This window comes from Streptomyces sp. NPDC059718, assembly GCF_042733315.1.
In the GTDB taxonomy this organism is placed as follows: domain Bacteria; phylum Actinomycetota; class Actinomycetes; order Streptomycetales; family Streptomycetaceae; genus Actinacidiphila.
In genome coordinates this window covers 45,082-71,525 of the sequence record NZ_JBHWGA010000009.1, presented here as the reverse complement: position 1 = coordinate 71,525, position 26,444 = coordinate 45,082, and the positions used below count along the sequence as shown (strand labels likewise).

Here is a 26,444-nt window from a genome sequence, read left to right as displayed (position 1 = left end):
GGGCACGGCCACGGCCGCGCGCCGCTGGTCCCGGCCCGCGGCCCGTCCGTAGCATCGGGTCCATGGCAACCCTGTGGGAGCTCATGCGCGACTGCATCCCCGACGACCACGCCCGCCAGGTCACGTCGCGCTTCTACCTCGACGAGGCCATGACCTCCGCCCACGCGCCGGACCAGGTGGTGGACCTCGGCTGCGGCCGCGGCACCTCGGCCGCGCGCTTCCGCCGGCACAACCCGGAGGTGCGCTGGGTGGGCGTCGACATCGGCGACTCCCCCGAGGCACGGCAGCGCACCGCCGGCGGGGACCCGGTCGTCCACTACGACGGCGTCCGGCTGCCCTTCCGCACCGGCGCCGTCCCGCTGATCTACTCGCACCAGGTGTTCGAGCACGTCTCCCGTCCGAGGGAGCTGCTGGCCGAGATCGGCCGCGTGCTGCGGCCGGGCGCGGTCTTCATCGGCAGCACCTCGCAGTTCGAGCCGTACCACTCCTTCAGCCTCTGGAACTACACGCCCTACGGCTTCCGGGTGCTGGTCGAGGAGGCCGGGCTCGCCCTGGAGGAGATCCGGCCCTCCCTGGACGGGGTGACCCTCATCATGCGCTCGTACCACGGCCGGCCGGCCGAGTACGGCCGGTACTGGGACGAGGCGTCGCCCCTGAACGCCGAGATCGACACCTGGGCGCAGCGGACGAAGCGGGGCGCCGCCCTGGCGAACCTCCGCAAGCTCACCTACTGCGGGCAGTTCGCCTTCCGCGTCCGCAAGCCGGCGGGCTGAGGCTCGTCCCGTAAAGATCTTCGCGTCAGCGGCCGTCGCGGAGGATCTTCCATGTCTTCATGCGGGCGAGGACCGACCACGGCTCGGAAGGCGCCTCGTTCTCCACCCGGGAGACCTCTCTCAGGGGCATGAACACGTGATCGGGGTACCGCACTGATCCACGTCGACCTGGTTTCGCCGCTCGGCACTCGCTCGCTCTCGACGGCATCGGCTGAACTTCACCGAGCCGGGACACCACCACGTGCGGGACGGCCCCACGGTCAGCCCAGGTCGAAGGTGTTGGGCAGGCCGAGGCGGTAGCGCAGCTCGTCCACCTTCTTGAGCGCCTCCATCTCCGGCGGCCTGTAGAGGGGGATGACGCGGCAACGGTCGGCGTCCGAACCGTCCGCGTCGAGGAGGGCGTTCACGGCGCGGCGGGCGGACTCGTTGGCGCCCTCCATGGTGGCGAGGTCGACGTCGGTACGGACGTAGTCCCCGGCGAGGAAGAAGTTGGGGACGGCCGTCGCCGCCGAGGGGCGGTGGTGAAGCGTGCCGGCCGGGTGGATGAGGAGCTGCTCCCGGTTGCGGGGGTCGGGACCGCCGAGACCGGTGACGGCCGGGTCCATGAACCACGACAGCAGGTCGGCGTCGTCCAGGACCCGGTCCCCGGCCGTGCCGACCGCGTCCTTCAGCTGCGCCCACGTCTCGGCGACGATCTCCTCGCGGGTGCACCGCCGGGCCGGTTTGCCGTAGAGGATCCCCGGCTTGTCCCATTCCGAGACGATGGCCGACACGCAGTCCGCCGCACGGCCGTCACCGTAGTCGGCGGCGAAGTCGTGTCCGTCCCAGAACTGCGCCTGCCCGATCGCGGTGACCGACCACGGCGAGTCGAGGCAGTTCACGTGCCCGTTGACCAGCGGGGTGGGCCCGGCCATGTAGAACTGCACGCCGACCATCCAGTCCGTGCGCAGCCGGTCGCACCGCCCGAGTTGCGGATCCGCAGCGCGCAGGCCTGGCCCCCAGGTCAGCCGGGCGTGCTCGACGGGCAGCGCGCTCACGTAGTGGTCGGCGGTGACGGTCCGGGTGGCCGTGCCGTCCGGTGCGCCGACGCGTACGCCCGTGATCCGGCCGCCCGCGTACAGCACCTCCCGCACCTCGGTGCCGAGGACGAACTCGACGCCGAGCGAGCGCAGGTGGGCCTCCCACGGGTCGATCCACGCCTCGCTGGTGGGCGCGTTGAGCACCCGGTCGACGTCGGCGTCGCCGTCCTGGCCGCGGCCGAGCAGACCCCAGAGCAGCAGCGCCTCGATGATGACCCGGGCCACGGTCCGGGTGGAGGCCTCCTCGGCACGGGTCGCCACGAGGTTGCGGGTCTGGCCGATGCCGAAGAAGAGCCGGTACTCCTCGCTCATTTCCCCGGCACGGATGAAGTCCCACCAAGGGACGTTCTCCCACTGGCCCTCGCGTCGCGCATCGCAGCTGGTGAGGTGGACCAGCACACGGTCGGCGAAGTACGCGGCCTCGTGTGCCGGCAGCCGCGTCACCAGGCCGAGCGCGGACAGCACCTGGTCACGGATCCACGCGGGCGTGACGTCGCCCGCGCGCGGCGGCGTGGTCACCCGGCGGAGCGGGAAGTGCAGATCGGCCCGGCCACCCGCACGGGCGAACAGCGCCTCCGTGCCGGAGCGCAGGTTGTCGTGGACGCCACCGGGGCTGCCGGGGAAGGGGATGCGGCGGAGCGTGTCCGGCAGGTTGCGGTAGAACCCGGGGAAGAACCGGAAGCCGTGCTCCCCGGGCAGCGCACCGCGTCCACCGCCGCCCGTGCCAGGTACGTCCATGCTGCGCGCCTTGCCGCCCAGCGCGGTGTGGTACTCGTACACGGTCACGGCGTAGCCGCGCTCGGCCAGTTCGTGCGCGGCACTCAGCCCCGACACCCCTCCGCCGAGCACGGCCACTCGCTTCGCCCCCGTGGCCGCCCGCGCGACTCCGGACACACCGGTCCGGACCGCCACCGCCCCCGCCGCCACCCCACCGGCCCCGGCGAGGAACCGCCTGCGTGTCCGCCCGTCCACCGCCATGCGTGCCTCCCGACCTGACGGATCATCATGTCCACGCCAGGTTATGCACTGCCGCCCCCGCCCACGACGGCCCGGCCGTGGCCGCACAGGACCCTCACAGCGTGTTCGGGCCGCCGCTGTCGGGCGGCCGGTCACGCGCCGACGTGCTGCAGCACCTCCGGGCCCAGGTCCCCCGGGCGGGAGTGCCCCGACAGGGCGAGGGTGAGGTCGAACTCGGCGAGCAGGCAGCGGATGACGTGCTCGACGCCCGCCTGGCCGTCGAGGCCGAGGCCGTAGGCGTAGGGGCGGCCGACGAGGACGGCGTCGGCACCGAGGGCGAGCGCCTTGAGGACGTCGTCGCCGGTGCGGATGCCGCTGTCGAAGAGGACGGCGAGCCGGTCGCCGACGGCGCGGGCCACGGCGGGCAGGGTCTCGGCGGCGCCGATCGCGCCGCCCACTTGGCGGCCGCCGTGGTTGGAGACGACGACGCCGTCCATGCCGGCGTCGGCGGCCAGACGGGCGTCGTCGGGGTGCTGCACTCCCTTGAGGACGATGGGGCCGTCCCAGTTCTCGCGCAGGAAGGCGAGGTCGGGCCAGGTCTTGCCGGGGTCGGCGAACATGCCGACGAAGTGCAGGACGGCCGCGTTCAGGTCCTCCTCGACGGGCTTGGCGAGGCCCGCGAGGAAGGCCGGGTCGCTGAAGTAGTTGGCGGTGCCGATGCCCTTGAGGAAGGGCAGGTACGCCTGGTCCAGGTCGCGGGGGCGCCAGGCGAGCAACGGGGTGTCGAGGGTGACGAGCAGCGCGGTGTAGCCGGCGGCCCTGGCACGGCCCAGGAAGCTCCGCGTGACCTCGCGGTCCTTGGCCCAGTACAGCTGGAACCAGCGTTCCGCGTCGCCCATCGCCTCGGCGACCTCCTCCATGGGCGTGCTGGACGCCGAGGAGAGCACGAAGGGCACCTCTTGCGCGGCGGCGGCACGGGCGGCCGCGCGCTCGGCGTCGGGGTGCACGATCGACAGCACGCCGACCGGGCCCAGCGCGAGCGGGGCGCTCAGCGTGCGGCCGAGGACCTCCACCGTCAGGTCGCGCGCGGACACGTCGCGCAGCATGCGCGGCACGATCCGCAGCCGGTCCAGGGCCTCCCTGTTGGCGCGTTCCGTGCGGCCGCTGCCCGCGCTGCCGGCGACGTAGCCGAAGGGGCCGGGCGCCAGGCGCTCGGCGGCCAGTTCCTCCAGCCGCGTCAGGTCGGTGGGGAGCGCGGGCAGCACGCCCGCGAGCCCGTTGAGGTAGATCTCGTACTGGTGGTCAGCCCGGTCGCCCATCCCTGTCCCGTCTCTCGGTGCCGAGAGCAGGACTGTGTCAGGACCGGACCGCCGCGTCCACCGTCCGGTCAGGGCTGCGGCAGTTCGGCCGCCATGTCGGCGCGTACGGCGGCGTTGCGGCGGGAGATCACCACCGCCGCGGCGACGGCACTGGCCGCGAAGCAGGCCACGACCGTCCAGGAGCAGTCCAGTACGTCGCCGGTCAGATGGTCCAGGGAGTAGCGGCCGGGCCCGGCGATGCCGATCGCGGCGGCCGTGAAGCCGAGGAAGGCCGGGTGCTCGAAGCCGCCCGAGGCGGCGAAGAAGCCGGCCGGCAGGTGCACGGAGACGGCGCCGGCCATCCCGCCGGCGGCGGCCGCGCCCGCGGCCGGGGTGGCCAGGCCGAGCGCCAGCAGGGTGCCGCCGCCGGCCTCGGCGAGGCCCGAGGCGAGCGCGCTGCGCCGGCCGGGCCGGAAGCCCATGGACTCCATCGCCTCGCCCGTGCCCTCCAGGCCGTGGCCGCCGAACCAGCCGAAGAGCTTCTGGGCGCCGTGCGCGAAGAGCACCGAGCCGGTCCCGAGGCGCAGCGCGAGCAGTCCGAGGTCCTTGCGGCGGTTGGTGGGCATGGCGGGGTCCTTCCGGGGCGGTGCGGGCGCGTACGGCCAGTCTCGGCGCCCGCCGCGGCGGGCGCCGCCCGCGGTGGGCCGTCCGGGCGGTCAGGAGCTGATGGCCACGGCCCGCCGTACGCAGTCCTCGGAGCCCAGGGCACGGAGCATGAAGTCGGCGACGTCGGCCCGGCTGACCCGGGAGGCGAGACCGAGCCGCAGGTCGGATCCGGTGCGGTAGACGCCGGAGTAGCGGCCGCCGGTGACGACGGCGGGCCGCACGATCGTCCACAGGTCGCCCTCGGCGCGGATCAGCTCCTCCTGGCGGTCCTTGTCCCGCATGATGGCCGGGATGACCAGCGAGGTCGCGGCCCGGTACACACCGCGCCGGCCGGGTCCCGACCCGTAGGCGCCGACGGCCACCAGCCGCCGTACGCCGAGCGCCCGCATGGCGGGGAGGATGCGCCGCATCCCGTCGGCGCAGACCGTCCCGCCGCGCGGGGAGCGGGTGCCGAGTGCGCTGAGCACCCCGTCGGCGCCCGCGATCACGCGGCCGACGGCCTCGGGGTCCCGGACGTCGCCGGGGACGACCGTCAGCCGTTCGTGCGGGAGGAGCGCGGCGGGGTCGCGGGCCAGGGCGGTGACCTCGTGGCCCGCGTCGAGCGCCTGCGCCACGAGTTCGCGTCCCACGTGGCCGGTGGCTCCGAAGATCGCGATGCGCATGTCAGCGGTGCTCCGGGTTCGCGAAGTCGGGGCGGCAGCCGGCGTCCCAGGCGCTCCGCTGGTTGCCGTGGCCCGGGATGCCGCCGGAGCGCTTGAGCAGGGCGGCCAGGTGCATCAGGTTCCAGGTCATGAAGGAGAGGTTCCGGTTGGTGAAGTCGTTCTCCGGGCCGCCGGAGCCCGGGTCGAGGTAGGAGGGCCCGGGGCCGGCCTCGCCGATCCAGCCGGCGTCGGCCTGCGGCGGGACGGTGTAGCCCAGGTGCTGGAGGCTGTAGAGGAGGTTCATGGCGCAGTGCTTGACGCCGTCCTCGTTGCCCGTGACGAGGCAGCCGCCGACCCGGCCGTAGTAGGCGTACTGGCCGCGGTCGTTGAGCAGGCTGGAGCAGGCGTAGAGCCGCTCGACGACGCGCCGGGTGACGGAGGAGTTGTCGCCGAGCCAGATCGGACCGCACAGGACGAGGATGTCGGCGGCGAGCACCTTCTCGTACAGGGCGGGCCAGGCGTCGGTCCGCCAGCCGTGCTCGGTCATGTCGGGCCAGACGCCGGTGGCGATGTCCTCGTCGACGGCGCGGACGGCCTCGGTGCGGACCCCCTGCGCCTCCATCAGGGCGCGGCTGCGGTCGATGAGCCCCTCGGTGTTGCTGACCTCGGGGGAGCGCTTCAGCGTGCAGTTGAGGAACAGCGCACCCAGGTCGTCATAGCGGTACCCGGTGGAATCGGACATGGCGCACCCTTTCGGTCACCAGTCATCCTGGGTCACCGCCCGCCGGGCGGCTACTTCAGCAGCCGCGACATCCTCCGGTCGGCGAGCGGCTTCCCGCCGGTCTGACAGGTGGGGCAGTACTGCAGGGAGGAGTCGCTGAAGGAGACCTCGCGGATCGTGTCGCCGCAGACGGGGCACGGTTCGCCGGTGCGCCCGTGCACCCGCAGCCCGGTCTTCTTCTCGCCCTTCAGGTCTCCCGCGGCCAGGCCCCGGGAGCGTTCGACGGCGTCCCGGAGGGTGGTGAGCAGCGCTTCGTACAAGCGGCTGACCTCCTCCGCGGAGAGGTTCGCGGCGAGCGCGTACGGCGACATCCTGGCGGCGTGCAGCACCTCGTCCGAATAGGCGTTGCCGACACCGGCGATGACGCCCTGGTCGCGCAGGACGCCCTTGACGCGGCGGCGTTCGCCGGAGAGCAGGGCCGCGAAGACCTCGAGGGTGAAGGCGGCATCGAGCGGTTCGGGGCCGAGGCGGGCGATGCCGGGGACGTCCGCGAGGCCCCGGACGCAGTGGACGGCGAGCCGTTTCTGCGTCCCCGCCTCCGTCAGGTCGAAGCCGGCGCCCTCCGGTTCCGCCATCAGCAGCCGCAGCGCGAGCGGGCCCTTGCCGGGGCGGGGCGGGGTCGCGGGCAGGTCGTCCTTCCAGCGCAGCCAGCCGCCCCGGGCCAGGTGGACGGCGAGGTACGGGCCCGCGCCCTCGTCGGTGGTGAAGACCAGGAACTTGCCCCGGCGCCCGACGGAGGTCACGGTGCGCCCGTGCAGCGCGTCCAGCGGGGGGTCGTAGGTCTTCAGGACGCTCACCGCCACCGGCAGCACCCGGGCGATGGCGTGGCCGGCCATGCGGCCGGTGAGGAAACCGGCCAGGGCTTCGACTTCGGGCAGTTCCGGCATGCGACCAGTGTGCGCCCCGGGGCGGCGGGGTGCGAGCGGCGACGGGACGGTTCCGCCCGGTTTCGGCGTCAATACCGCACCATGAACAGACAGTTGGATCTTCGGGAGAACTGGACATCGGGCCGCCGGATGTGAATGATCGCAGCCATGGCCGATTCTCTCCCCCTGCCCGCCGAGGCACCGAGCCACCCCGACCCGGGTGCGCTGGACCCCACCGAGGTGATACCCCGGCCGCAGCCGGTGGAGGCGGGTGAGGCCGCGGAGGTCAAGGTCATCAGCGGAGAGGTCGTCGGCGGCCGCCACCGCGGGCAGCGCGGCGGTCCCGGCCGCGCCTCGCTGGGCACCGCCGTGCTGACGGCGACCGGCGCCATCGCGGGACTGTCCATGCTCATGCCGCACGGCGGCTCCGGCGACGTCGCGGAAGCCGCCCAGGGGCCGGCCAGGGCCGTGCCGGACGGGTCCGCCGAGGACGCCATGGTGCCGACCGCCGCGGGCGCGGCCATCTCCGCCGAGACCACGAAGGCCGACACGGCGGCGGTCACGAAGGCCGCGTCGACGGGCACGGGCACGGGTACCGCGGCGAGCACCGGAACGCGCGACACCGCGCGGCCGGACGCCCCGGGCGACGCCCCGGCCCCGGGCCGCCACGCACGCGTCAGCGGCACCTGGGACAGCGAGGACTGGCAGGAGGCCGTGGCCCGCGCCATCGCCGCGCACCGCTCGGGCGAGCAGGGTCACCTCGGCGGGCGGCACCGCACCGGCGGCGGCACCGACTGGAACGACGGCCAGTGGAACGGCGGCCGGCAGGGCGACTGGTCCCGCGGCGGCTGACGCCGCCTCAGGGCCGATCCCGCACCGGGGCTGACGCCACATCAGAGGGTCAGGCCAGTTCCTGTTCGGCCCAGATCGTCTTGCCGGTGGGCGTCTGCCGGGATCCCCAGCGCTGGGTGAGCTGGGCGACGAGCAGCAGCCCGCGGCCACCCTCGTCGAAGACCCGGGCACGGCGCAGGTGCGGGGCGGTGCTGCTGGGGTCGGAGACCTCGCAGATCAAGGTGGCGTCGCGGATCAGCCGGAGCTGGATCGGGCCGCCGCCGGCGTAGCGGATCGCGTTGGTGAGCAGTTCGCTGACGACCAGTTCCGTGATGAACACGGCCTCCCCCAGCCCCCACTCGCGCAGTTGCTCCGCGGCCGTCCTGCGCGCCTGCCCGACGACGGCCGGGTCGTCGGGCAGCTCCCAGGTGGCGACCTGGTGGGCGTCGAGGGCGCGGGTCCGGGCGACCAGCAGGGCGATGTCGTCGCGGGGCCGGTCCGGCAGCAGCCGGTACAGCACGTTGTCGCAGAGTTCGTCCAGGCTCCCGGCCGGCCGGGTGAGCGTCCGGGCGAGCAGCGCGAGCCCCGCGTCGACGTCGTGCCCGGCCGATTCGATCAGGCCGTCCGTGTACAGGGCCAGCAGGCTGCCCTCGGGCAGGTCCAGCTCCGCCGACTCGAAGGGCAGCCCGCCCAGCCCCAGCGGCGGCCCCGCGGGCAGGTCGGGGAAGTCGGCCCGGCCGCCGGGCAGCACCACGGCGGGCAGCGGGTGGCCGGCGCGTGCCATGGTGCAGCGCCGGGTGACGGGGTCGTAGACCGCGTACAGGCAGGTGGCGCCGACCTCCCCGGAGAACTGGTCCGAGCCGCCCTCGATGCCCTGCCCCTCCTCCATGTCGAGGCGTACCACCAGGTCGTCGAGCTGGGTGAGGAGTTCGTCGGGCGCCAGGTCGACGTCGGCGAGGGTCCGCACGGCGGTGCGCAGCCGTCCCATCGTCGCCGAGGCGTGCACCCCGTGGCCGACGACGTCGCCCACCACGAGCGCCACCCGGGCGCCGCTGAGCGGGATCACGTCGAACCAGTCGCCGCCCACGCCCGCCCGGGAGCCGGCCGGCAGGTAACGGGAGGCGACCTCGACGGCGGCCTGCCGCGGGGAGTGCCGCGGGAGCATGCTGCGCTGCAGGGTGAGGGCGGTGGCCCGTTCCCTGGAGTAGCGACGGGCGTTGTCCACGCAGACGGCGGCCCGGGCGGCGATCTCCTCGGCGAGCAGCAGGTCGTCGGCGTGGAAGGGGTCGAGGGTGCGGTGCCGGATGAAGATCGCCAGTCCGAGGGTCGCGCCCCGGGCGCGCAGCGGCACGACCATCAGCGAGTGCACGCCGTAGTCGACGACGCTCCTGCCGCGGGCGCGGTCGTACTCCGTCCAGCGCCGGATCTCCGGCTCGTGGGTGCGGTGCAGCGACCCCCGCCCGGTGGCCAGGGCGCAGGCGGCCGGTGAGTGCTCGGGCACCGTGTCCAGCTCCCCGACCTGGGCCGCGGCCTCGGGGCAGCCGGGCAGCACGGACTGCTGGGCGACGCGGCGGAAGGCGAGGGCGCCCGCGGCCGGCAACGGGCCGGGTTCCTCGCCGCGGACGACGGAGTCCAGCAGGTCGACGCTGACCATGTCGGCGAACCGCCGTACGGAGACGTCGGCGAGTTCCTGCGCAGTGCGGGTGATGTCGAGGGTGGTGCCGATGCAGGTGCTCGCCTCGTTGACGATGTCCAGCCGGCGCCGGGCGTGGAACTGCTCGGTCGTGTCGTAGACCGCGGCGGACACCCCGGTGACCTGTCCCGACCCGTCCCTGAGCGGGAAGACCAGCATCGCGTACGCGTGGTCGCGGTCGTCGCCGGGCGGGCGGCCGAGGCTCTCCAGGCGCGCGGTCGCGCCGGTCTGCATCACCTCCTCCTGGACGCGGTCGAACTCCTCGAAGGCCGGGCCGGCCATGAACTCGCGCAGCCGCTGTCCGCGCACCTCCTCCACGCTCCTGCCGACCAGGCGCTCCATCGCCGCGTTGGCGGTGCTGAGCCGCACCTCGCGGTCGTAGACGGCGACGGCGACCGGGAGCTGGGCGAGGACCCCGGCGTCCGGTTCCGGTCGCCCGGGGGCGGTCGCGGTGACGGCCCAGTGCGCGGTGCCCGACGCGTCGCTGAGGAGGCGCAGCCCCAGCCGGACCGGCACGTCCCCGCCGTCGCGGTGGCGCAGGACGACGGGGCCCGCCCAGGCGCGTCCGGCGGCGATGCGGCGCAGTGCGGCGAAGGGCAGCGGGGCGGCGAGCAGGGTGCCGGCGGGCCGGCCGAGCACCTCGGCGGACGACCAGCCGAGCAGCCGGCAGGCGTCCTCGCCCCAGGCGGTCAGCACCCCCGTGTCACCGGCAGCGACGGCAGCCGCCGCGGGCGGCCTCAGCCCGTGGCGCTCCTTCCCTCCCCCGTGCTCCCCGTGGCCGGTACGCCTTCCCATGGGTACGTCCTCGTCCTCACGGCCGTTCCCCCTCAGCATGGTCCCCCGCCGGGGCACTCTCAACCGGCGTGCGCGGCGGGGGCGGGGCGCGCACGGCACGGGGCCGCCGGTTCACGCGCCGTGGCCCTCTGGGCAAGGCCGTCCGGACGAACGAGACTGAGGCCAGGCGAGTGTGAGGAGTGGCGCAGGTGACGCTGAAGGTCGACGGGCCGCGGACGGCTTCCCCCCGGCTCGCCTCGCCCTGGACGCGCGGCGCGGCGGCCGCGGCGGCGGGGGCGCTGCCCGCGCTGGCGTTCCCCGCGCCGTCGCTGTGGTGGCTGGCGTACGTCGCCCTCGTGCCGTGGATGCTGCTGGCGCGCGCCGCGCCGACGGGGCGGCGGGCCGCCTTGGACGGCTGGCTGGGCGGGGCCGGCTTCATGGTGGCCGTGCACCACTGGCTGATCCCGAGCCTGCACGTCTTCATCGTGCTCATCGCCCTGCTGCTGGGGGCCCTGTGGGCGCCGTGGGGGTGGCTGGTGCGGCGGCTGCTCGGGGGCACACCGGGCCGCCGCACGGTCCTGGCGGCGACGGTGCTGGTGCCGTCCGCCTGGCTGCTGGTCGAGCTGGTGCGGTCGTGGGAGTACCTGGGCGGGCCGTGGGGGCTGCTGGGGGCGAGCCAGTGGCAGGTGGCGCCGGCGCTGCGGCTGGCCTCGATCGGGGGCGTGTGGCTGGTCAGCTTCCTGGTGGTGGCGGTGAACACGGCGCTGGCCGCACTGCTCGCGGTGCCCTCCTGCCGGGCGGCCGCGGGGTCCGTGCTGGCCGCCGCGGCGGTGGGCACGACGGCGGTGTGGGCCTGGGCGCCGGTCCCGGCCCGCAGCGGGGAGTCCGTAAGGGTGGCGGTCGTGCAGCCCGGGGTGATCACCGGGCCGCAGCCGCGCTTCGACCAGGGGGAGCGGCTGACCCGTGCGCTCGCGGGCGAGGGCGTGGACCTGGTGGTGTGGGGGGAGAGCAGCGTCGGCTTCGACCTGTCCTCCCGTCCCGACCTGGCGAACCGGCTGGCCGCGCTGTCCCGGGACGTCGGCGCCGACATCCTGGTCAACGTCGACGCCCGGCGGGCGGACGGCCTCGGGATATCCAAGACCTCGGTCCTGATGGGCCCGGACGGGCCGGTCGGCCCGAGCTACGACAAGATGCGGCTGGTGCCGTTCGGCGAGTACGTCCCGGCCCGTACGGTGCTGGGCTGGGCCACGTCGGTGGGCAGGGCGGCGGGTGAGGACCGCATCCGGGGCGACCACCAGGTGGTCATGGACGCGGGCTCGGTGCGGCTGGGGCCCCTGGTGTGCTTCGAGTCGGCGTTCCCCGACATGAGCCGGCACCTCGCGGACGACGGGGCGCAGCTGCTCGTGGCGCAGTCCTCCACGTCCTCGTTCCAGGGGAGCTGGGCGCCCGCGCAGCACGCCTCGCTGGCGGCACTGCGCTCGGCCGAGTCCTGGCGGCCGATGGTGCACGCGACGCTGACCGGGATCAGCGCGGTCCACGACGCCCGCGGCGAGCGGATCGGCCCGTCGCTGGGCACGTCGCGCAGCGCGGCGCAGATCTACGACGTGCCGCTGAGTTCCGGGCGCAGCCCGTACGACCGGCTCGGCGACTGGGTGCCCCGGCTGGCGGTGCTGCTGCTGGCCGGGGCGGGCGCGTACGAGGCGGCGCTCAGGAGGTCTGCTCGGTCACGGCGGTGACGACGCGCTCGCACAGTTCATGGGTCCGCAGCGCGTCGCGGGCGTCGAGGGGCCTGCCGTGCCGTACGGCGTCGAGGAAAGCGAGGGCGATCCCCTCTATTCCGCGCTGGCGGGCGACGGGGACCCAGTCGCCGCGGCGGCGGACGGTGGGCTGGCCCTTGTGGTCCACGACCTCGGCCAGGTTGAACACCTGGCGCTTGCTGTCCTGGCCCATGACCTCCAGGACCTCCTCGTTGGAGCCGCTCATGCGGTTCATCACGCCGATCGCGGTGAAGCCGTCGCCGGACAGCTGGAGCGTGACGTGGTGGAGCAGCCCGCCGCGGACCCGTGCCCGGACGTCGGTGTGCTGGACGGGGCCGGGGAGGAGGAAGCGCAGGGTGTCGACGACGTGGATGAAGTCGTCGAAGACGACGGTGCGCGCGGTCTCCGGGTGCCCGATGCGGTTCTTCTGCAGGAGGATCAGGTCGCGCGGGTGGTCGGCGCACTGCACGTAGCCCGGCGCGTGGCGGCGGTTGAAGCCGACCGTCAGCCCGACCCCGCGTTCCTCGGCGAGGCGCACCAGGTGCTCGGCCCCGGCCAGGTCGTAGGCGAGCGGTTTGTCGACGTACACGGGGACGCCCGCGGCGATGAGGCGTTCGGTGATCTCCACGTGCGTCTCGGTGGGGGCGTGCACGAACACCCCGTCGAGCCCCTGGTCGAGCAGGGCGTCGAGGGTCTCGTGGCGGTGCGGGACCGGGACCCGGTGGGTGTCGCCGACGGCGTCGAGGGTGGCGCGGGTGCGGGTGTGCAGGTGGAGTTCCACCCCCGGCTGCGCGGTCAGCACCGGCAGGTACGCCTTGCGCGCGATGTCGCCGAGTCCGATGACCCCGATCCTGAGGGGTTCCATGTGCCGCTCCCACCTACGCCTGCAGTGCCTGACCTGTGCCGTCGGCAGCATACGGGCCGGCCGGCGGCCGCCAGTCGGCGATCCCGTCGAGGCTGCGCAGCGCCAGGCGCGGGCCGACCCGGTTGACGGTGGCGAACAGGGCGTCGCGCAGCGCGACGGCGGGCGGGGAGGACCAGGTGGTGAGCCTCCCGATGCTCCAGGAGCGGCGTACGACGCCCGTCGTGCGGGGCAGCCGCTGCGCGGTGTAGGCGGCCAGGGCGCGCGCCACGGCCCCGGCGTCGGGGGCGGCGAGGTGGGCGAGGACGACGGCGTCCTCCAGGGCCTGGCAGCCGCCCTGGCCGAGGTTGGGCGTCATGGCGTGCGCCGCGTCGCCGAGCAGGGCGATGCGCCCCTGGTGGAAGGCGGGCAGCGGTCGCACGAGGTGGTGGACGTCGTTGCGGAGCACGGCGCCGGGGGCGGCGGAGTCGATCAGCTCGGGCACCGGGTGGTGCCAGTCGCCGAACAGCCGCCGCAGCTCGGTGCGTTCGTCCCCGTCGGGGGCGCGGCCGCCCGGCGGGGTCACGGCGGTGGCGTAGCAGTAGACGCGGCCGCCGGTGAGCGGGACGGTGCCCCACAGCCGGCCGCGCCCCCAGGTCTCGTGCGGGAGGTACGCGGAGGGTGCCGGCACGACCGTGCGCCAGCTGGTGAAGCCGCTGTAGACCGGCCCCGGGTGCTGCGGGAACAGCGCGGCCCGCACGGCTGAGTTGATCCCGTCGGCGGCGACCACGAGATCGGCGTCGATCGTCCCGTCCTCGGTGGTGACCTTCCCCGCGGGGGTGGCGGACAGGACCCGGGTCCCGGTGCGCAGCGCGCCGTCCGGCAGGAGGCCCGACAGCACGGCCACCAGCTCCGCCCGGTGGGCGATCACCACGGGCCCGCCGAACCGCTCGGCGGCGGCCTCACCACTGGTCCGGGAGAGCCAGCGCCCGTCGGGGCGGCGCAGCCCGCCCTCGCCCTGGAAGGCGGCCATGGCGCGCACGGCCTCACCGACCCCGAGCACGTCCAGCGCACGCAGGGCGTTGGGCGCGATGCCGATCCCGGCGCCGACGGGTTCGAGCGCCGCGGCCCGCTCCAGGACGGTCACCCGCCACCCGCGCAGACCGAGTCCCACGGCGGCGGCGAGACCGCCGATGCCGGCTCCGACGACGACGGCGTGCGGCCGATCCGGTGTGCGGCCCATGGCTTCCGCCCCTCTCCCGAGACTACAGGTGTAGTGGGAATCGTACTACACCTGTAGTGCCGGGGGGGAAGGGGCGCCCATGCCTCCGGCGCCCCTCACCGACCGGCCGCGCGGGGCGGTCGCGGACGAGCGGCGCACGCTCACGGAGCCGGGGTGCGTCGGCCCGGGATGAGGCCGCCGGCACCCTGGAGAGCCCGAGCGCCGGCATCGGTGCCCCACGACCGACGCGGGCGGAGGCAGCGCGCGAAGGGGCGCGGCCGTCGGCACCGAGCCCGCGCCGCCGACCCTCTCCCGGGCTTCGACCGCGTCCCGGGCGCCGGCGCCTCGAGCCGCGTGAGGGCGGCGGTGCGCACATCGGCCGCTCCGGCGCGACGGCAGGGACGTGCCCGGGGCGAACCGGCCCGGGACGGGGTCGTCGGCAGTGGTGGGAGCCGCGAGCGCCGGCCCCCGGGGCGGGAGCCGGGGGCCCTGTGGACCTGGGCGCGTCGCGGACACCCGGCCGCGCCGGGGGCCGGATGACGGGGACACCCCTCAGCGGTCCGCGGGCGACGGGCCGGGGCGGGCGTCGGGGGGCCGGTAAGTTGCCGTCATGAGCACCGCGCAGACGTCCCGCCCCGAGCTGATCGCCGACACCGCACTCGCCTTGCTCGCCGAGCGGGGCATGCGCGGGCTGACCCACCGTGCGGTCGACGAGGCGGCCGGTCTGCCGCAGGGCTCGACGTCCAACCACGCCCGGACCCGCGCGGCCCTCCTGGAGGCGGCGGTCCGCAGGCTGGCCTTCCGCGAGTCGCAGACGGCCCACGCCCCCACGTCCGCGCCCGGGCCGGAGGGACTGGCCGCGCTGCTCGCGTACTTCCTGCACCGCTCCGTCACCGAGGCCCGTGACCTCACGCGCGCGCGCCTGGAACTCGCCCTGGAGGCCACCCGGCGCCCCGAGTTGCGCACGGTCTACGACACCGCGGGCCGCGCCTTCCGCGAGCAGCTGGAGGCGATGCTGCGCGCCGTGGGCTCCGCCGAACCGGAGCGTCACGCGCGGTCGCTCATCGCATGGTGCGACGGCGTCCTCTTCCACTCCGTCGCGGGCGCCGGGTCCGTGTCGCCCCCGCCCGAGGCCGAGTTGCGGGCGGGCGCGGCCGACCTGCTGCGCGGGATGCTCGGTGGCGGCTCCGGCGGCTCGGCCGGTTAATGCGTCGACGCTGTCAGAGGCCCCCGCCATCATGGCGGCCATGACGACGACACCGGAGCGCACCGACCCGCCCTACATCGCCGACGAGCGCACCATGCTGGAGAGCTGGCTGGACTTCCACCGCGACACCCTCGCGATGAAGTGCGCCGGCCTGGACGACGAACAGCTGCGCACCCCCAGCGCGCCCCCCTCCGACCTCACCCTGCTCGGCCTGGTCCGGCACATGGCGCGGGTCGAACGGGGCTGGTTCCGCACCGCGCTCGCCGGAGAGGACGTACCCCCGCTCTACCTCACCGAAGAGGACCCCGACGGCGAGTTCCACGACCTCGGCCAGGCCGACACCGCCGAGGCGTTCGCCACCTGGCGCGCCGAGATCGCGCACGCCCGCGAGCTGACCCGCCACCGGTCGCTCGACGACACCGGGCTGCGCCGTGGCAGGCACGAAATCTCCCTGCGCTGGATCTACGTCCACATGATCGAGGAGTACGCCCGCCACAACGGCCACGCCGACCTGATCCGTGAACGCATCGACGGGGTGACGGGCGACTGACGCCTCACCCCGGCACCCGGTGCAGCAACTCGTCGCAGAGCACGCCCGGGTCGCCGGACTCCACGCACAGGCGGGTGTCGTCGCGCCAGTCCTCGACGATGCCCAGCCCCGAGAACCCGTCGAGCTCCACGTAGCGGTGGTGGAACGTCCAGGTGCCGCCCGTGGTCTTCACCCCGTCGACCCACCGGCCGGGGGTGAAGACCTGGGCGGGCATCCGGGAGGCGGAGAAGTGGCCGTCCGGGTCGAACCTGATGGAACCGTCCCCGTCGTCCGTCGCCCAGGTGCCGAGCACCGCGCCGCGCGACGCGACGGAGGCCGGCGCCACGTCCGCCGCCAGAAGGTGCTGGATCACCCGGACGCCGACGAACGCGCCGAGCACGAGTCCGGCCGTCCATGCCGCCGCTTCGGCCCGGCGGCGCGCCCTGCCCGTGCGCGGCCCCGTCCATCCCGTCCATTCCATCGGCATCTCCCCCCTCGGCCCGGGCCCGGCGACGACCCCCGTGCGTCGCCCGGCCCGGGCACGGACTCAGCGGCCCAGGTCCGGGATGCGCCAGTCCACCGGGTCGTGGCCCTGTGCCTTGAGCGCCTCGTCGATCTGGGTGAACGGACGGCTGCCGAGGAAGAGCTTGGCCGACAGCGGCGACGGGTGGGCGCCCTGGACGACCGCGTGCCGCTCGGTGTCGATCAGCGGCAGCTTCTTCTTGGCGTAGTTGCCCCACAGGACGAAGACCGCCGGGTCGGGCCGGGACGCGACGGCCTTGATGACCGCGTCGGTGAACTTCTCCCAGCCCTTGCCCTTGTGCGAGTTGGCCTCGGCCTCGCGCACCGTCAGCACCGCGTTGAGCAGCAGCACGCCCTGCTCCGCCCACGGCATCAGGTAGCCGTTGTCCGGGATCGGGTAGCCGTACTCCTCCTTCATCTCCTTGAAGATGTTCCGCAGGGAGGGCGGGGTCCTGACGCCCGGCTGCACGGAGAAGCACAGCCCGTGCCCCTGGCCCTCGCCGTGGTACGGGTCCTGGCCGAGGACCAGCACCTTCACCTTGTCGTAGGGAGTGGCCTCCAGGGCCGCGAAGACCTGCTCGCGCGGCGGGAAGACCTTGTGCTTCCCGCGCTCCTCCTCCACGAACTCGGTGAGCTGGGTGAAGTAGGGCTTCTCCAGCTCCTCACCGAGGACGGCCTGCCAGGACTCGGGCAGCGTGATGGGCACGTCGGGAACCTCCGGTACGCGATCCGTTACTGGGGACGAACGTACCGTTCCGCACCGACAATCCGTCCGGCCGGGTGTCAGACCGCGTCCATCCGGGCCCGCAACTCCGGTTCGGGGTCGCGCAGGACGCGCGGGTCCTCGATGCGGACCCAGTGGACGTCGGCGTGGCCGGTGCCCAGCCCGCGCAGGCTGTCCCTCAGGGCCGCCCGGGCACGGGGTGCCGACCCCCGGTCCTGCGCCGCCGGCCGATGTGCGTCACCGCGTGCACTCCCCGGATACGGGCGGGTCCCCGGTGCCGCCCGCCGTTACGGCGGCCGGCACCAGGGACCGTGCACGTGGGAGTGCGGGCGGACGCAGGCCTCAGGCGCCGACGCTGGCGTTGAGGAAGATGCCGCCGTCCACGACCAGGGTCTGGCCGGTGATCCAGGCCGCCGCGTCCGAGAGCAGGAAGGCGGCGGCGCCGCCGATGTCCTCGGGCACGCCGAGCCGCCCCAGCGGGTAGGCGGAAGCGGCCTGCTCCTCGCGGCCCTCGTAGAGGGCGGAGGCGAACCTGGTCTTGACGACCGCGGGGGCGATGGCGTTGGCGCGGACGCCGGGCGCCATCTCGGAGGCGAGCTGCAGCGTGAGGTTGACCATCGCGGCCTTGCTCATGCCGTACGCGCCGATGAAGGGGGAGGCGCTGATGCCCGCCACGGAGGCGATGTTGACGATCGCGCCGCCGTTCTCCTTCATCCACGCCTTGTACGTCTGCTGGGCGAAGCCGAGCGCGGAGATGACGTTGGTCTCGAAGACCTTGCGGGCCACGCCGAGGTCGAGCTCGGCGAGCGGGCCGAAGACCGGGTTCGTACCGGCGTTGTTGGCGAGGTAGTCGACGCGGCCGAAGGCCTCCATCGTCCGCTCGACGACCTCGGCCTGGTGCGCCTCGTCGTGGGCCTTGCCGGCCACGCCGAGGGCGCGGTCGGCGCCGAGCCGTTCGACGGCCTCCTTCAGCGCCTCCTCGTTGCGGCCGGTGACGACGACGCGGTCGCCGCGGGCGACGAGCGCCTCGGCGATGCCGTAGCCGATGCCGCGGCTGGCACCGGTGACGATCGCCACGCGTCCGCCGTCGGGCTGGTTGCTCATGATGCGGGTCTCCTGTCGCGGGTCAGTCGAGCGGTCCGCCGGCCACGTACAGCACCTGGCCGGAGACGAAGCCCGCGGCATCGCCGGTGAAGAAGGCGATGGCGTTGGCGACGTCGTCGGGGTTGCCGACGCGCTGGACGGGGATCTGGGTGGCGGCCGCGGCCTGGAACTCCTCGAAGCCCATGCCGATGCGGGCGGCGGTGGCGGCCGTCATGTCGGTGACGATGAAGCCGGGGGCGACGGCGTTGGCCGTGACGCCGAACTTGCCGAGCTCGTGCGCGAGGGTCTTGGTGAAGCCCTGCAGGCCGGCCTTGGCGGCGGAGTAGTTGGCCTGGCCGCGGTTGCCGAGGGCGGAGGACGAGGACAGGTTGACCACGCGGCCGAAGTTCGCGTCCACCATGTGCTTCTGGACGGCGCGGGTCATCAGGAAGGCGCCGCGCAGGTGCACGTTCATGACCGTGTCCCAGTCGGACGCGCTCATCTTGAACAGCAGGTTGTCGCGGAGCACGCCCGCGTTGTTGACGAGGATCGTCGGCGCCCCGAGCTCCGCGGCGACGCGCGCGACCGCGGCCGCGACCTGCTCCTCGTCGGAGACGTCGGCGCCGATGGCGACGGCCCGGCCGCCCGCCTTGGTGATCTGCTCGACGGTGTCCTTGCACGCGGTCTCGTCGAGGTCCAGCACGGCCACGGCGCGGCCCTCCGCGGCCAGGCGCACGGCGGTGGCGGCGCCGATGCCGCGCGCCGCCCCTGTCACGATCGCTACGCGCTGCTCGGTGGTCGACATCTGCTCTCCTCAGCCCTGTGGGGAGCGGTCGCGCAGGTGAGCGACCGCTTAGTACGCCCCGTAGCCGAAACCGTAGGAGCGCAGTGACCCTGTGTCAACGCCCACCGCGCCGATGTGGCTCAGCGCACCAGAAGATCCAGCAGACGGTCCACCTCGGCCTGCGGGTCCTCGGTCAGCCCGGTGTGGATCGGGCCCGGCTGCACGATGGTGCTGCGCGGCGCCGTCAGCCACCGGAAGCGGCGCCCCGGATCGTCCTCCGCGGCCTGACCGGCCCGCTCGCCGCCCGCGCAGATGCCCTCGTAGCCGCGCAGCGCCGCCCGTACGCCGGCGACGTCCACGTCGGGGTCGAGGCAGCGCAGCCGGGTCTCGTCCAGGTGGACCCGGGCACCCACGAAGGACTTGGCACGGCAGTAGACCAGCACACCCGCGTTGATCAGCTCGCCGCGCTCGATCCGCGGCATCACGCGCACCAGGGCGTACTCGAACACATCGCGCCCGCTCGCCGTGCTCACTTGGCGGCCTTCCCCTCGACCCAGGTACGCAGCCACTCCGGCGGCGCCTACTTCTCCTGCTGCTTCGGGGCGAGGGTGATCCGCTCCCCCACGGTGCCGGCGCGCGCCAGCAGCACCCGCTCGTACGCGCGCCGCACCTCGTCCGGGCCGGCGAAACCGGGCTCGTCCACCAGCCACTCGTCGGGGACCTGGGCGGTGACCTCGCGCAGCAGCGCCTCGTCCACCCGCGGGGCGAGGTCGCGGGCGGCGGCCTCGATGTCCGGCGCGAAGCGGGCGAGGGCGTGGTCGGCGGCGTCGTACGGCTTGTCCGCGGCCTGGTCGGCGCCCTTCCAGTTGTGGTGGAAGATCAGCGAGGCGCCGTGGTCGATCAGCCAGACGTCCTGGTGCCAGACCAGCATGTTCGGGTTGCGCCACGAGCGGTCGACGTTGCCCACGAGGGCGTCGAACCACACGATCCGGCCCGCCTCGCCGGACTCCACCTCGAAGACCAGCGGGTCGAAGCCGAGCGCGCCGGGGAGGAAGTCCATGCCGAGGTTGAGGCCGCCGCTGGCCTTCAGCAGGTCCTGGATCTCCTGGTCCGGCTCGCCGAGCCCGATCACCGGGTCGAACTGGAACCGCACCAGCACCGGCACCCGCATGCCCAGCCGCCGGGCCAGCTCCCCCGCGATCACCTCCGCGACCAGCGCCTTGCGCCCCTGTGCGGCACCCACGAACTTCACCACGTAGGTCCCCAGGTCGTCGGCCTCGACGACCCCGGGAACCGATCCGCCCTCACGCAACGGCGTGACGTAGCGGATCCCGGTCACTTCCTCCATGGACGCATCCTAATGATCGGTCTCCCATGGCCGCGCCGCGCCGTGGTTCCGGCGCGGAACGTGTGCCGTGAACCAATTTCTGGTGGGCGGATCAGTGGTGGGCCACCTTGAGAACATCGATCGATCAACATCTTCGTCAGCACGCACTACCAGCCTCGGCGCTTCGCGCGAGTATGAGGCCGCCACGCGAGATTTCCCTGGGATGGTTGAACGGCCCACCCATCTCGTCCGTACGACAGGGCAGGGCGTGACCGACGCTCCCGGGCCCCGGCTGGCGGTCCGGAACGGACGAGGCAACAGGATGTGTGACGCATGGCCGAGACGACTGGCACCGCAGGAGCTCCGACCCGCCGCGCCGTGGTCGCCGGGGTGGGTGCGGCGGGGCTCGCGGCCGCGCTGGCCGCGTGCGGTGACTCCAACGACTCCGCGGGCGCCTACAGCCCTGCCGCGCCCCCGCAGGGCGGCGACCAGGGGACCGGGGGGTCGGCGCCCGCCGGCGGCGGGGCCGAGGCGGCGCTCGCCAAGACCTCGGACATCCCGGTCGGCGGCGGCAAGATCTTCGCGGACAAGAAGGTCGTCGTCTGCCAGCCCGAGGCGGGCTCGTTCAAGGCCTTCTCGGCGATCTGCACCCATCAGGGCTGCGCCGTCAACGAGATCGCGGGCGGCACGATCAACTGCCCCTGTCACGGCAGCAAGTTCAGCATCAAGGACGGCAGCGTGGCCAACGGCCCGGCGACCCAGCCGCTGCCGGCGGCGAACATCAAGGTGGAGGGGGACTCAGTGGCCCTGGCCTGAGCCCCCCGGGCCCGGCCCGGACCGTTTCCAGCTGCCGATGACCTCGTCGGCGGTGGTGACCGTGGCGACGAGCGCGAGGGTGTGCCGGACCATGTCCGCGGTGTACGACTCCGGCACCCCGGCGATGGCGTCCGCGGGCACGACCGCCTGGTAGCCGAGGTTGACCGCGTCGAAGACGGCGTTGGGAACGGCCACGTTGGCCGACACCCCGGTGACGACGACCGTGCGCACGCCCAGGTTGCGCAGCACGGCGTCGAGGCCGGTGCCGGCGACCGGCGACAGCCCGTGCAGCCGTCGCACGACGAAGTCGCCGGCACCGACCGCTATCTCCTCGGCGACCTCGACCGCCGGTGTGCCCGCCACCTGCAGGACGGGCAGCCGCTCGGCGGCGCGGAAGATCCGCGCGTTGCGGCTGGACCCGCGGCCGTCGGCGCGGCGTTCGGCGACGGCGTGCACCACGGTGGCGCCCGCCGCGTGGGCCGCGGTGACCAGCCGTGCGGTGGCATCCAGCGCCCCGGAGGCCCGTACGGCGGCCGCGAGTTCCGGCAGCGCGCCGCCCGGACCGACCACCCCGCGCTGGCACTCGACGGTGAGCACGGCGGTGGACCGGGGGGTCAGGAGCGCGTCGAGCCTGCGGTGCCGGTTGCCGTCCGTCATGCTTGCCCCCTCACGCGCGGCTGCCCTACCGTCGTCCCAAGTGACCGTATCTGACGAACCGTCAGGCAGGGAAGTGGGGGCGCACATGGCCGTCGCACAGCGGCGCGGACGCCGGATCATGATGACCCCGCAGGAGGCCGACGCCTTCCTCGGCGCGCAGCGCACCTGCCGCGTCGCGACCGTCTCGCCCGACGGCCGCCCGCACGTGGGCGCGCTGTGGTTCGTCTGGGACGGGACGTCCCTGTGGCTGTACTCGATCGTCCGCAGCCGCCGCTGGGCCGACCTGCGGCGTGACCCGCGGGTCGCGGTCGTCGTCGACGACGGCACGGAGTACGGCGAACTGCGCGGCGTCGAACTCTCCGGCACCGTCGAGTTCGTCGGCGAGGCGCCCCGCACCGGTGAGCCCCACCCGGACCTGGAGGTCGTCGAGCGGCTGTTCGCCGCCAAGAACTTCGGCCTGGAGTCCATGCCCCACGACGGCCGCCACGCGTGGCTGCGCCTGACCCCGGACTCCGTCGTCTCCTGGGACTTCCGCAAGATGCCGGGGCTCGGCTAGCGCACGCGCGGCGGCCCCGGGCGCGATCAGCCCTCGGCGGCCGCCATGTCCTCCCCTGCCCGGCGCAGGGCCTCGACTGCGGCGCGGATGGCGGGGCGGCGGTCGGCGTCGGAGCGCCAGACGGCGTAGATGTGGCGCTTCATGGTGTGGCGCACACGGATGGCGCGCACCCCGGCCGGGAGGGGGCCGCGGCCGAGGCGCGGGACGACGGCGACGCCCAGGCCGGCGGCGACGAGGGCGAGGACGGTGGGGTGCTCCTCGGCATGATGGGCGATGCGCGGTTCCACGCCCTTGCCGCGCAGGGTGAACAGCAGCCACTCGTGGCAGAAGCCGCCGTCCGGCCAGGCGATCCAGTCGTCGTCGGCGAGTTCGCCCAGGTCGACCTCGTCGCGGCCCGCAAGGGGGTGACCCTCGGGGACGACCACGTCGGCGAGGTCGTCGAGCAGCGGCTCCTTGGCCAGGCCCCCGGGCAGCGACAGCGGCTTGTTGTACCAGTCGAGGACGACCGCGAGGTCGATGTCACCGCGGACGAGCCGGGCCAGCGCGTCCTGGGGCTCCATCTCGTGGACCATCGCGCGCAGCTTGGGGTGGTCGCGCCGCGTCGCCGCGAGCGCCTGCGGGAACAGGCCGCGCACCGCGGTGGGGAAGGCCCCCATGCGCAGCTCGCCGACCGCGGCGCCGCGGTGCGCCTCCAGGTCGGAGTGGGCGAGCTCGACGAGGGAGAGGATGCGGCCGGCGTGCCCGGACAGCAGCCGGCCGGCGTCGGTGAGGCGGACCCCGCGGCCGTTCTTGGCCAGCAGCGTCTGCCCGGTCTCGCGTTCGAGCTTGCCCATCTGCTGGGAGACGGCCGAGGTCGTCACGTGCAGGACGTCCGCCGCGGCGCTCACCGAGCCGTAGGTGGAGATCGCATGCAGGATGCGCAGGCGCTCGAGGTTCAACATGTAAGCAACACTACGGGATCACCGGCAGGTTTTCTCGCTTGTCCTAAGAGGTTCAATCCGTCATGGTGATGGCCATGAGCGCACCCAGCACCCGCCCCCCGGCCGCCGTGGCCGCCCCCACCCCCGCCGACACCACACCCGCCTCCGCCGCCCCCTCGGCCACCACGCGCCGCCGTCCCGTCGTGGACTGGCGCGTCAGCTGGGCCGTGCTCGCGCTCATCTGGGGCTTCAGCTTCCTGTTCATCAAGGTGGGCACCGAGGCGTACGCCCCGCTGCAGGTCGCACTCGGCCGCATGGTCTTCGGCACCGCCGTGCTGGCCGCCGCCTTCGCCGTGAAGCGGGAACGGATGCCGCGCGGCGCCCGTACCTGGGGGCACATGGCGGTCGCCGCGCTGCTGCTGAACACGCTGCCGTTCACGCTCTTCGCGTACGCGGAGCTCACCATCCCCTCCACGCTCGCGGGGATCTGCAACGCCACGACCCCGCTGTGGAGCATGGTGCTGTCGGTGGTGGCGCTCTCGGACGACAAGCCGACCCGGCAGCGGGTCGCGGGGGTCGGCATCGGCTTCGTCGGGGTGCTGACCGTGCTCGGCGCCTGGCAGGGCTTCTCCGGGACCGACCCGGCGGGCACCGCGATGGCGCTGGGCGCCTCCGCGAGCTACGCGGTGGGCTGGATCTACGTGCGCCGCACCCTGAGCGGCAGTGGGAACTCGGCGCTGTCGATGTCCTCCGCGCAGCTGCTGCTCGGCACCGTCCAACTGGCCGTGCTGACACCGCTGTTCACCTCCACGCCCGGCTCGTTCCCGCTCTGGCCGACGCTGTCGGTCGTGGCGCTGGGCGCGCTGGGCACCGGGATCGCCTTCCTCCTGCAGTACGGGATCGTCGCGGAGAAGGGCCCGACCATCGCCACGATGGTCACCTACCTGATCCCGGTCATCGCGACCGCGGCCGGTGTCGCCCTGCTGGACGAGCACCTGACGTGGAACGAGCCGGTCGGCGCCCTCGTCGTGCTCGCCGGCGCGGCGCTGACCCAGCGCCGTCCGGCGGCTTGAACCACCTTCGCCCGTCAGCCGAAGCGCCCGGCGCGGTGCAGCCGGACGGCGGCGGCGACGGCGTCGGCCAGGGCCGGGACCTCGTCCGCCGCGACCGGGGAGACGGTGATGCGGATGCCCGGCGGGGAGTCCAGGCGGAAGCGCGCGCCGGGCGCGACCGCCCAGCCCGCTTGCAGGAGCCGGGCGACCGCCCCTGTCTCGTCGGGCACCGGGACCCAGACGTTCATGCCGCTGCGGCCGTGCGCCGGGACGCCCCGGTCGGCCAGCGCCCGCACCAGCGCGTCGCGGCGCGCGGCGTAGGCGGCGGAGACGGCCGGGACGTCGACCGCTCCGGTGCGCCAGAGGTGGGCGACGGCGTGCTGCAGCAGATGGCTGACCCAGCCGGGCCCGAGCCGGTAGCGGCCGCGGACCCGGTCGACGGTGACCGGGTCGCCGGTGAGGACGGCCAGGCGCAGGTCGGGGCCGTAGGCCTTGGCGGTCGAGCGGACCAGCATCCAGCGCGGGGTGCTCCCGGCGAGCGGGTGCAGCGGCAGCTCGGTCAGGCCGCTCACGTGGTCGTCGTCGATGACGAGCACCTGCGGGTGGCCGCCCAGGACGGCACGGAGTTCGCCGGCGCGCGCCGCGGAGAGCGTGGCGCCGGTCGGGTTCTGGCCGCGGTCGGTGACGATCAGCGCCCGCGCGCCCTGCCGCAGGGCGGCGTCCACGTCGTGCGGCAGCGGGCCGTCGTCGTCCACGCCGACCGGGACCGCGCGCAGTCCGAGGGCCGGGACGAGGTCGAAGACGCTGCCCCAGCCGGGGTCCTCCACCGCCACCGCGTCCCCCGGCCGCAGGTGGGCGGTGAGCGCGCGCTCCACGGCGTCGAGCGAACCGGAGGTGAGGCCGACCGGGCCGGGCGGCACCCCGTCGGCGTCGAAGGCGGCACGCGCGAGCGCGGCGAGCTCCTCCCCGACCGGGGACCGCCCGTACAGCATGGGCCGCCGCGCGTTGCGGGCGGCCGCCTCGGCCAGTGCCTCCCCGAGCGGGGGCAGCAGGGCGGAGTCCGGGTTGCCGGTGGACAGGTCCCGCACCCCGGGCGGCACCTCCAGGCGGATCTCGTCCCGCGCGGTGGTCGCCGGACGCCGGCGCACGCGGCTGCCGCGCCGGCCCGCCGTCTCGATGACGCCGCGGTCGCGCAGCAGGCGGTAGGCGGCGGCGACGGTGTTGGGGTTGACGCCGAGCCCGGCGGCGAGCTCCCGCAGCGGCGGCAGCGCGGCGCCGGGGGCGAGCGCGCCCTCCCCGATGGCCCGTTCGACGCTCGCCGCGATGTCCGCTGCGCCCCGGCCGGTGAACGTGTACTCTCCTAGCACAAAAAGCATTATGCACTAGTGCAAAGGATCGCGCCATGTCCGCCACGCCCTCCGCTGCCGATGCGTACGCTCCCACCGACCGCACGGTCCCGACCCGCAGCCGCGAGCGCGCCTCGTACGACCGCGACCTGGTGCACGCGATCCTCGACGCGGACTACCTCTGCCACCTCGGCTTCGTCCGCGACGGGGCGCCGGTCGTGCTGCCGACCCTCTACGCCCGCGTCGGCGAGCGGCTCTACGTGCACGGCTCCACCGGCTCCCGTCCGCTGCGCGGCGCCGGCGAGGACACCGGGCTCCCGGTCTGCCTGACCGTGACGCACCTGGACGGACTCGTGCTGGCCCGGTCCGCCTTCCACCACTCGATCAACTACCGCTCCGTGGTGGTGCACGGCGTGGCCCGCCAGGTCACCGACCCCGCCGAGCGCTCCGCGGCCCTGGACGCCCTCGTCGACCACATCGTGCCCGGCCGCGCCGCCGACTCCCGACCCGCCAACGCCAGGGAACTGGCCGCCACCGCCGTCATCGCCCTCGACCTGCACGAGGTCTCGGCCAAGGTGCGCACCGGCGGCCCCGGCGACGACCCCGAGGACCTGACGCTCCCCCACTGGACGGGCGTGCTGCCGGTGACCCGCTCCTACGGGACGCCCGAACCCGCCGACGACCTCGACCCGTCGATCGCCGTCCCCGGCTACCTCACCGCGCGCTGAAAGGAGCCCCGCGC

The 26,444-nt window shown here is 74.4% G+C and carries 27 protein-coding genes; 9 read left to right on the top strand and 18 right to left on the bottom strand.

From position 1 onward, the window contains the following. Nucleotides 1-62: 62 nt before the first annotated feature. The gene (locus ACFV3E_RS12900; RefSeq protein ID WP_500534728.1) at nt 63-773 is read left to right on the top strand and encodes a class I SAM-dependent methyltransferase; all 711 of its coding nucleotides are present in this window, start codon (nt 63-65) and stop codon (nt 771-773) included. Between the two features lie 260 nt (nt 774-1,033). Here the strand turns inward: ACFV3E_RS12900 and ACFV3E_RS12895 are convergent, their stop codons facing one another. From ACFV3E_RS12895 to ACFV3E_RS12870, 6 genes are all read right to left on the bottom strand, one after another. After that, entirely contained in the window at nt 1,034-2,830 is a 1,797-nt protein-coding gene (locus tag ACFV3E_RS12895; RefSeq protein WP_500534727.1) for a hydroxysqualene dehydroxylase, read from the bottom strand. Nucleotides 2,831-2,961: 131 nt separating this feature from the next. Next, nucleotides 2,962-4,128 carry a lactate 2-monooxygenase gene (locus ACFV3E_RS12890; protein ID WP_500534726.1) on the bottom strand — a complete coding sequence of 389 codons (1,167 nt, stop codon included), beginning with the start codon at nt 4,126-4,128 and terminating at the stop codon, nt 2,962-2,964. Nucleotides 4,129-4,196: 68 nt separating this feature from the next. After that, complete coding sequence (locus ACFV3E_RS12885; RefSeq protein ID WP_500534725.1) at nt 4,197-4,733, bottom strand: DoxX family protein; 537 nt, start codon at nt 4,731-4,733, stop codon at nt 4,197-4,199. 90 nt (nt 4,734-4,823) lie between these two features. Then, complete coding sequence (locus ACFV3E_RS12880; protein ID WP_500534724.1) at nt 4,824-5,435, bottom strand: NAD(P)-dependent oxidoreductase; 612 nt, start codon at nt 5,433-5,435, stop codon at nt 4,824-4,826. A 1-nt stretch (nt 5,436) separates the two neighbouring features. Then, nucleotides 5,437-6,156 (bottom strand): flavodoxin family protein, encoded by a 720-nt coding sequence (locus ACFV3E_RS12875; protein WP_500534723.1) that lies wholly within the window; start codon nt 6,154-6,156, stop codon nt 5,437-5,439. 50 nt (nt 6,157-6,206) lie between these two features. After that, the gene (locus tag ACFV3E_RS12870; protein WP_500534722.1) at nt 6,207-7,082 is read right to left on the bottom strand and encodes an Fpg/Nei family DNA glycosylase; all 876 of its coding nucleotides are present in this window, start codon (nt 7,080-7,082) and stop codon (nt 6,207-6,209) included. A gap of 147 nt (nt 7,083-7,229) precedes the next feature. Between ACFV3E_RS12870 and ACFV3E_RS12865 the strand changes: the two genes are divergently transcribed. Beyond that, nucleotides 7,230-7,913, top strand: a complete 684-nt coding sequence (locus ACFV3E_RS12865) for a hypothetical protein (RefSeq protein ID WP_500534721.1) — start codon at nt 7,230-7,232, stop codon at nt 7,911-7,913. Between the two features lie 49 nt (nt 7,914-7,962). On the opposite strand, the gene ACFV3E_RS12860 is transcribed toward ACFV3E_RS12865, so the two are convergent. Continuing rightward, the gene (locus ACFV3E_RS12860; protein ID WP_500534720.1) at nt 7,963-10,380 is read right to left on the bottom strand and encodes a SpoIIE family protein phosphatase; all 2,418 of its coding nucleotides are present in this window, start codon (nt 10,378-10,380) and stop codon (nt 7,963-7,965) included. A 188-nt stretch (nt 10,381-10,568) separates the two neighbouring features. On the opposite strand from ACFV3E_RS12860, the gene lnt reads away from it, so the two are divergent. Continuing rightward, a complete protein-coding gene (lnt, locus tag ACFV3E_RS12855) occupies nt 10,569-12,095 on the top strand; it encodes an apolipoprotein N-acyltransferase (protein WP_500534719.1) in 1,527 nt (508 codons plus the stop codon). Here lnt and ACFV3E_RS12850 read toward each other — a convergent pair. Beyond that, nucleotides 12,067-12,981, bottom strand: coding sequence for a Gfo/Idh/MocA family protein (locus tag ACFV3E_RS12850; protein WP_500534718.1), 915 nt, complete (start codon nt 12,979-12,981; stop codon nt 12,067-12,069). The genes lnt and ACFV3E_RS12850 overlap by 29 nt on opposite strands. A gap of 13 nt (nt 12,982-12,994) precedes the next feature. After that, a complete protein-coding gene (locus ACFV3E_RS12845) occupies nt 12,995-14,200 on the bottom strand; it encodes an FAD-dependent monooxygenase (protein ID WP_500534717.1) in 1,206 nt (401 codons plus the stop codon). Between the two features lie 589 nt (nt 14,201-14,789). On the opposite strand from ACFV3E_RS12845, the gene ACFV3E_RS12840 reads away from it, so the two are divergent. Then, entirely contained in the window at nt 14,790-15,386 is a 597-nt protein-coding gene (locus ACFV3E_RS12840) for a TetR/AcrR family transcriptional regulator (protein WP_500534716.1), read from the top strand. Between the two features lie 40 nt (nt 15,387-15,426). Then, the gene (locus ACFV3E_RS12835; protein ID WP_500534715.1) at nt 15,427-15,936 is read left to right on the top strand and encodes a DinB family protein; all 510 of its coding nucleotides are present in this window, start codon (nt 15,427-15,429) and stop codon (nt 15,934-15,936) included. 4 nt (nt 15,937-15,940) lie between these two features. Here the strand turns inward: ACFV3E_RS12835 and ACFV3E_RS12830 are convergent, their stop codons facing one another. The 6 genes from ACFV3E_RS12830 to ACFV3E_RS12805 all read right to left on the bottom strand — a co-directional run bounded on the left by ACFV3E_RS12830 (nt 15,941) and on the right by ACFV3E_RS12805 (nt 20,376). Then, nucleotides 15,941-16,396: a hypothetical protein gene (locus ACFV3E_RS12830; protein ID WP_500534714.1), complete on the bottom strand. Its 456-nt coding sequence runs from the start codon at nt 16,394-16,396 to the stop codon at nt 15,941-15,943. A 66-nt stretch (nt 16,397-16,462) separates the two neighbouring features. Continuing rightward, nucleotides 16,463-17,143, bottom strand: a complete 681-nt coding sequence (locus tag ACFV3E_RS12825; RefSeq protein ID WP_500534713.1) for a uracil-DNA glycosylase — start codon at nt 17,141-17,143, stop codon at nt 16,463-16,465. A 360-nt stretch (nt 17,144-17,503) separates the two neighbouring features. Beyond that, entirely contained in the window at nt 17,504-18,265 is a 762-nt protein-coding gene (locus ACFV3E_RS12820; RefSeq protein ID WP_500534712.1) for an SDR family oxidoreductase, read from the bottom strand. A 22-nt stretch (nt 18,266-18,287) separates the two neighbouring features. After that, nucleotides 18,288-19,049: a 3-oxoacyl-ACP reductase FabG gene (fabG, locus tag ACFV3E_RS12815; RefSeq protein WP_500370856.1), complete on the bottom strand. Its 762-nt coding sequence runs from the start codon at nt 19,047-19,049 to the stop codon at nt 18,288-18,290. A 119-nt stretch (nt 19,050-19,168) separates the two neighbouring features. Next, nucleotides 19,169-19,510 (bottom strand): DUF3037 domain-containing protein, encoded by a 342-nt coding sequence (locus ACFV3E_RS12810; RefSeq protein WP_499516753.1) that lies wholly within the window; start codon nt 19,508-19,510, stop codon nt 19,169-19,171. A 98-nt stretch (nt 19,511-19,608) separates the two neighbouring features. After that, complete coding sequence (locus ACFV3E_RS12805; protein WP_500534711.1) at nt 19,609-20,376, bottom strand: HipA family kinase; 768 nt, start codon at nt 20,374-20,376, stop codon at nt 19,609-19,611. Between the two features lie 312 nt (nt 20,377-20,688). Here ACFV3E_RS12805 and ACFV3E_RS12800 point away from each other — a divergent pair, with 312 nt between their 5' ends. Beyond that, nucleotides 20,689-21,171: a Rieske (2Fe-2S) protein gene (locus ACFV3E_RS12800; protein WP_499510498.1), complete on the top strand. Its 483-nt coding sequence runs from the start codon at nt 20,689-20,691 to the stop codon at nt 21,169-21,171. On the opposite strand, the gene ACFV3E_RS12795 is transcribed toward ACFV3E_RS12800, so the two are convergent. Next, nucleotides 21,154-21,828 carry an isochorismatase family protein gene (locus tag ACFV3E_RS12795; protein WP_500534710.1) on the bottom strand — a complete coding sequence of 225 codons (675 nt, stop codon included), beginning with the start codon at nt 21,826-21,828 and terminating at the stop codon, nt 21,154-21,156. The genes ACFV3E_RS12800 and ACFV3E_RS12795 overlap by 18 nt on opposite strands. A gap of 85 nt (nt 21,829-21,913) precedes the next feature. On the opposite strand from ACFV3E_RS12795, the gene ACFV3E_RS12790 reads away from it, so the two are divergent. Next, nucleotides 21,914-22,384 (top strand): pyridoxamine 5'-phosphate oxidase family protein, encoded by a 471-nt coding sequence (locus ACFV3E_RS12790; protein WP_500370847.1) that lies wholly within the window; start codon nt 21,914-21,916, stop codon nt 22,382-22,384. A gap of 26 nt (nt 22,385-22,410) precedes the next feature. Here ACFV3E_RS12790 and ACFV3E_RS12785 read toward each other — a convergent pair whose 3' ends face one another. Continuing rightward, a complete protein-coding gene (locus ACFV3E_RS12785; protein WP_500534709.1) occupies nt 22,411-23,325 on the bottom strand; it encodes a LysR family transcriptional regulator in 915 nt (304 codons plus the stop codon). Between the two features lie 68 nt (nt 23,326-23,393). Between ACFV3E_RS12785 and ACFV3E_RS12780 the strand changes: the two genes are divergently transcribed. Next, nucleotides 23,394-24,377 (top strand): DMT family transporter, encoded by a 984-nt coding sequence (locus tag ACFV3E_RS12780; protein ID WP_500534856.1) that lies wholly within the window; start codon nt 23,394-23,396, stop codon nt 24,375-24,377. A gap of 14 nt (nt 24,378-24,391) precedes the next feature. Here ACFV3E_RS12780 and ACFV3E_RS12775 read toward each other — a convergent pair whose 3' ends face one another. Continuing rightward, nucleotides 24,392-25,723 (bottom strand): aminotransferase class I/II-fold pyridoxal phosphate-dependent enzyme, encoded by a 1,332-nt coding sequence (locus tag ACFV3E_RS12775; protein ID WP_500534708.1) that lies wholly within the window; start codon nt 25,721-25,723, stop codon nt 24,392-24,394. 35 nt (nt 25,724-25,758) lie between these two features. Between ACFV3E_RS12775 and ACFV3E_RS12770 the strand changes: the two genes are divergently transcribed. Next, nucleotides 25,759-26,430, top strand: a complete 672-nt coding sequence (locus ACFV3E_RS12770) for a pyridoxamine 5'-phosphate oxidase family protein (protein ID WP_500534707.1) — start codon at nt 25,759-25,761, stop codon at nt 26,428-26,430. Nucleotides 26,431-26,444 lie beyond the last annotated feature (14 nt).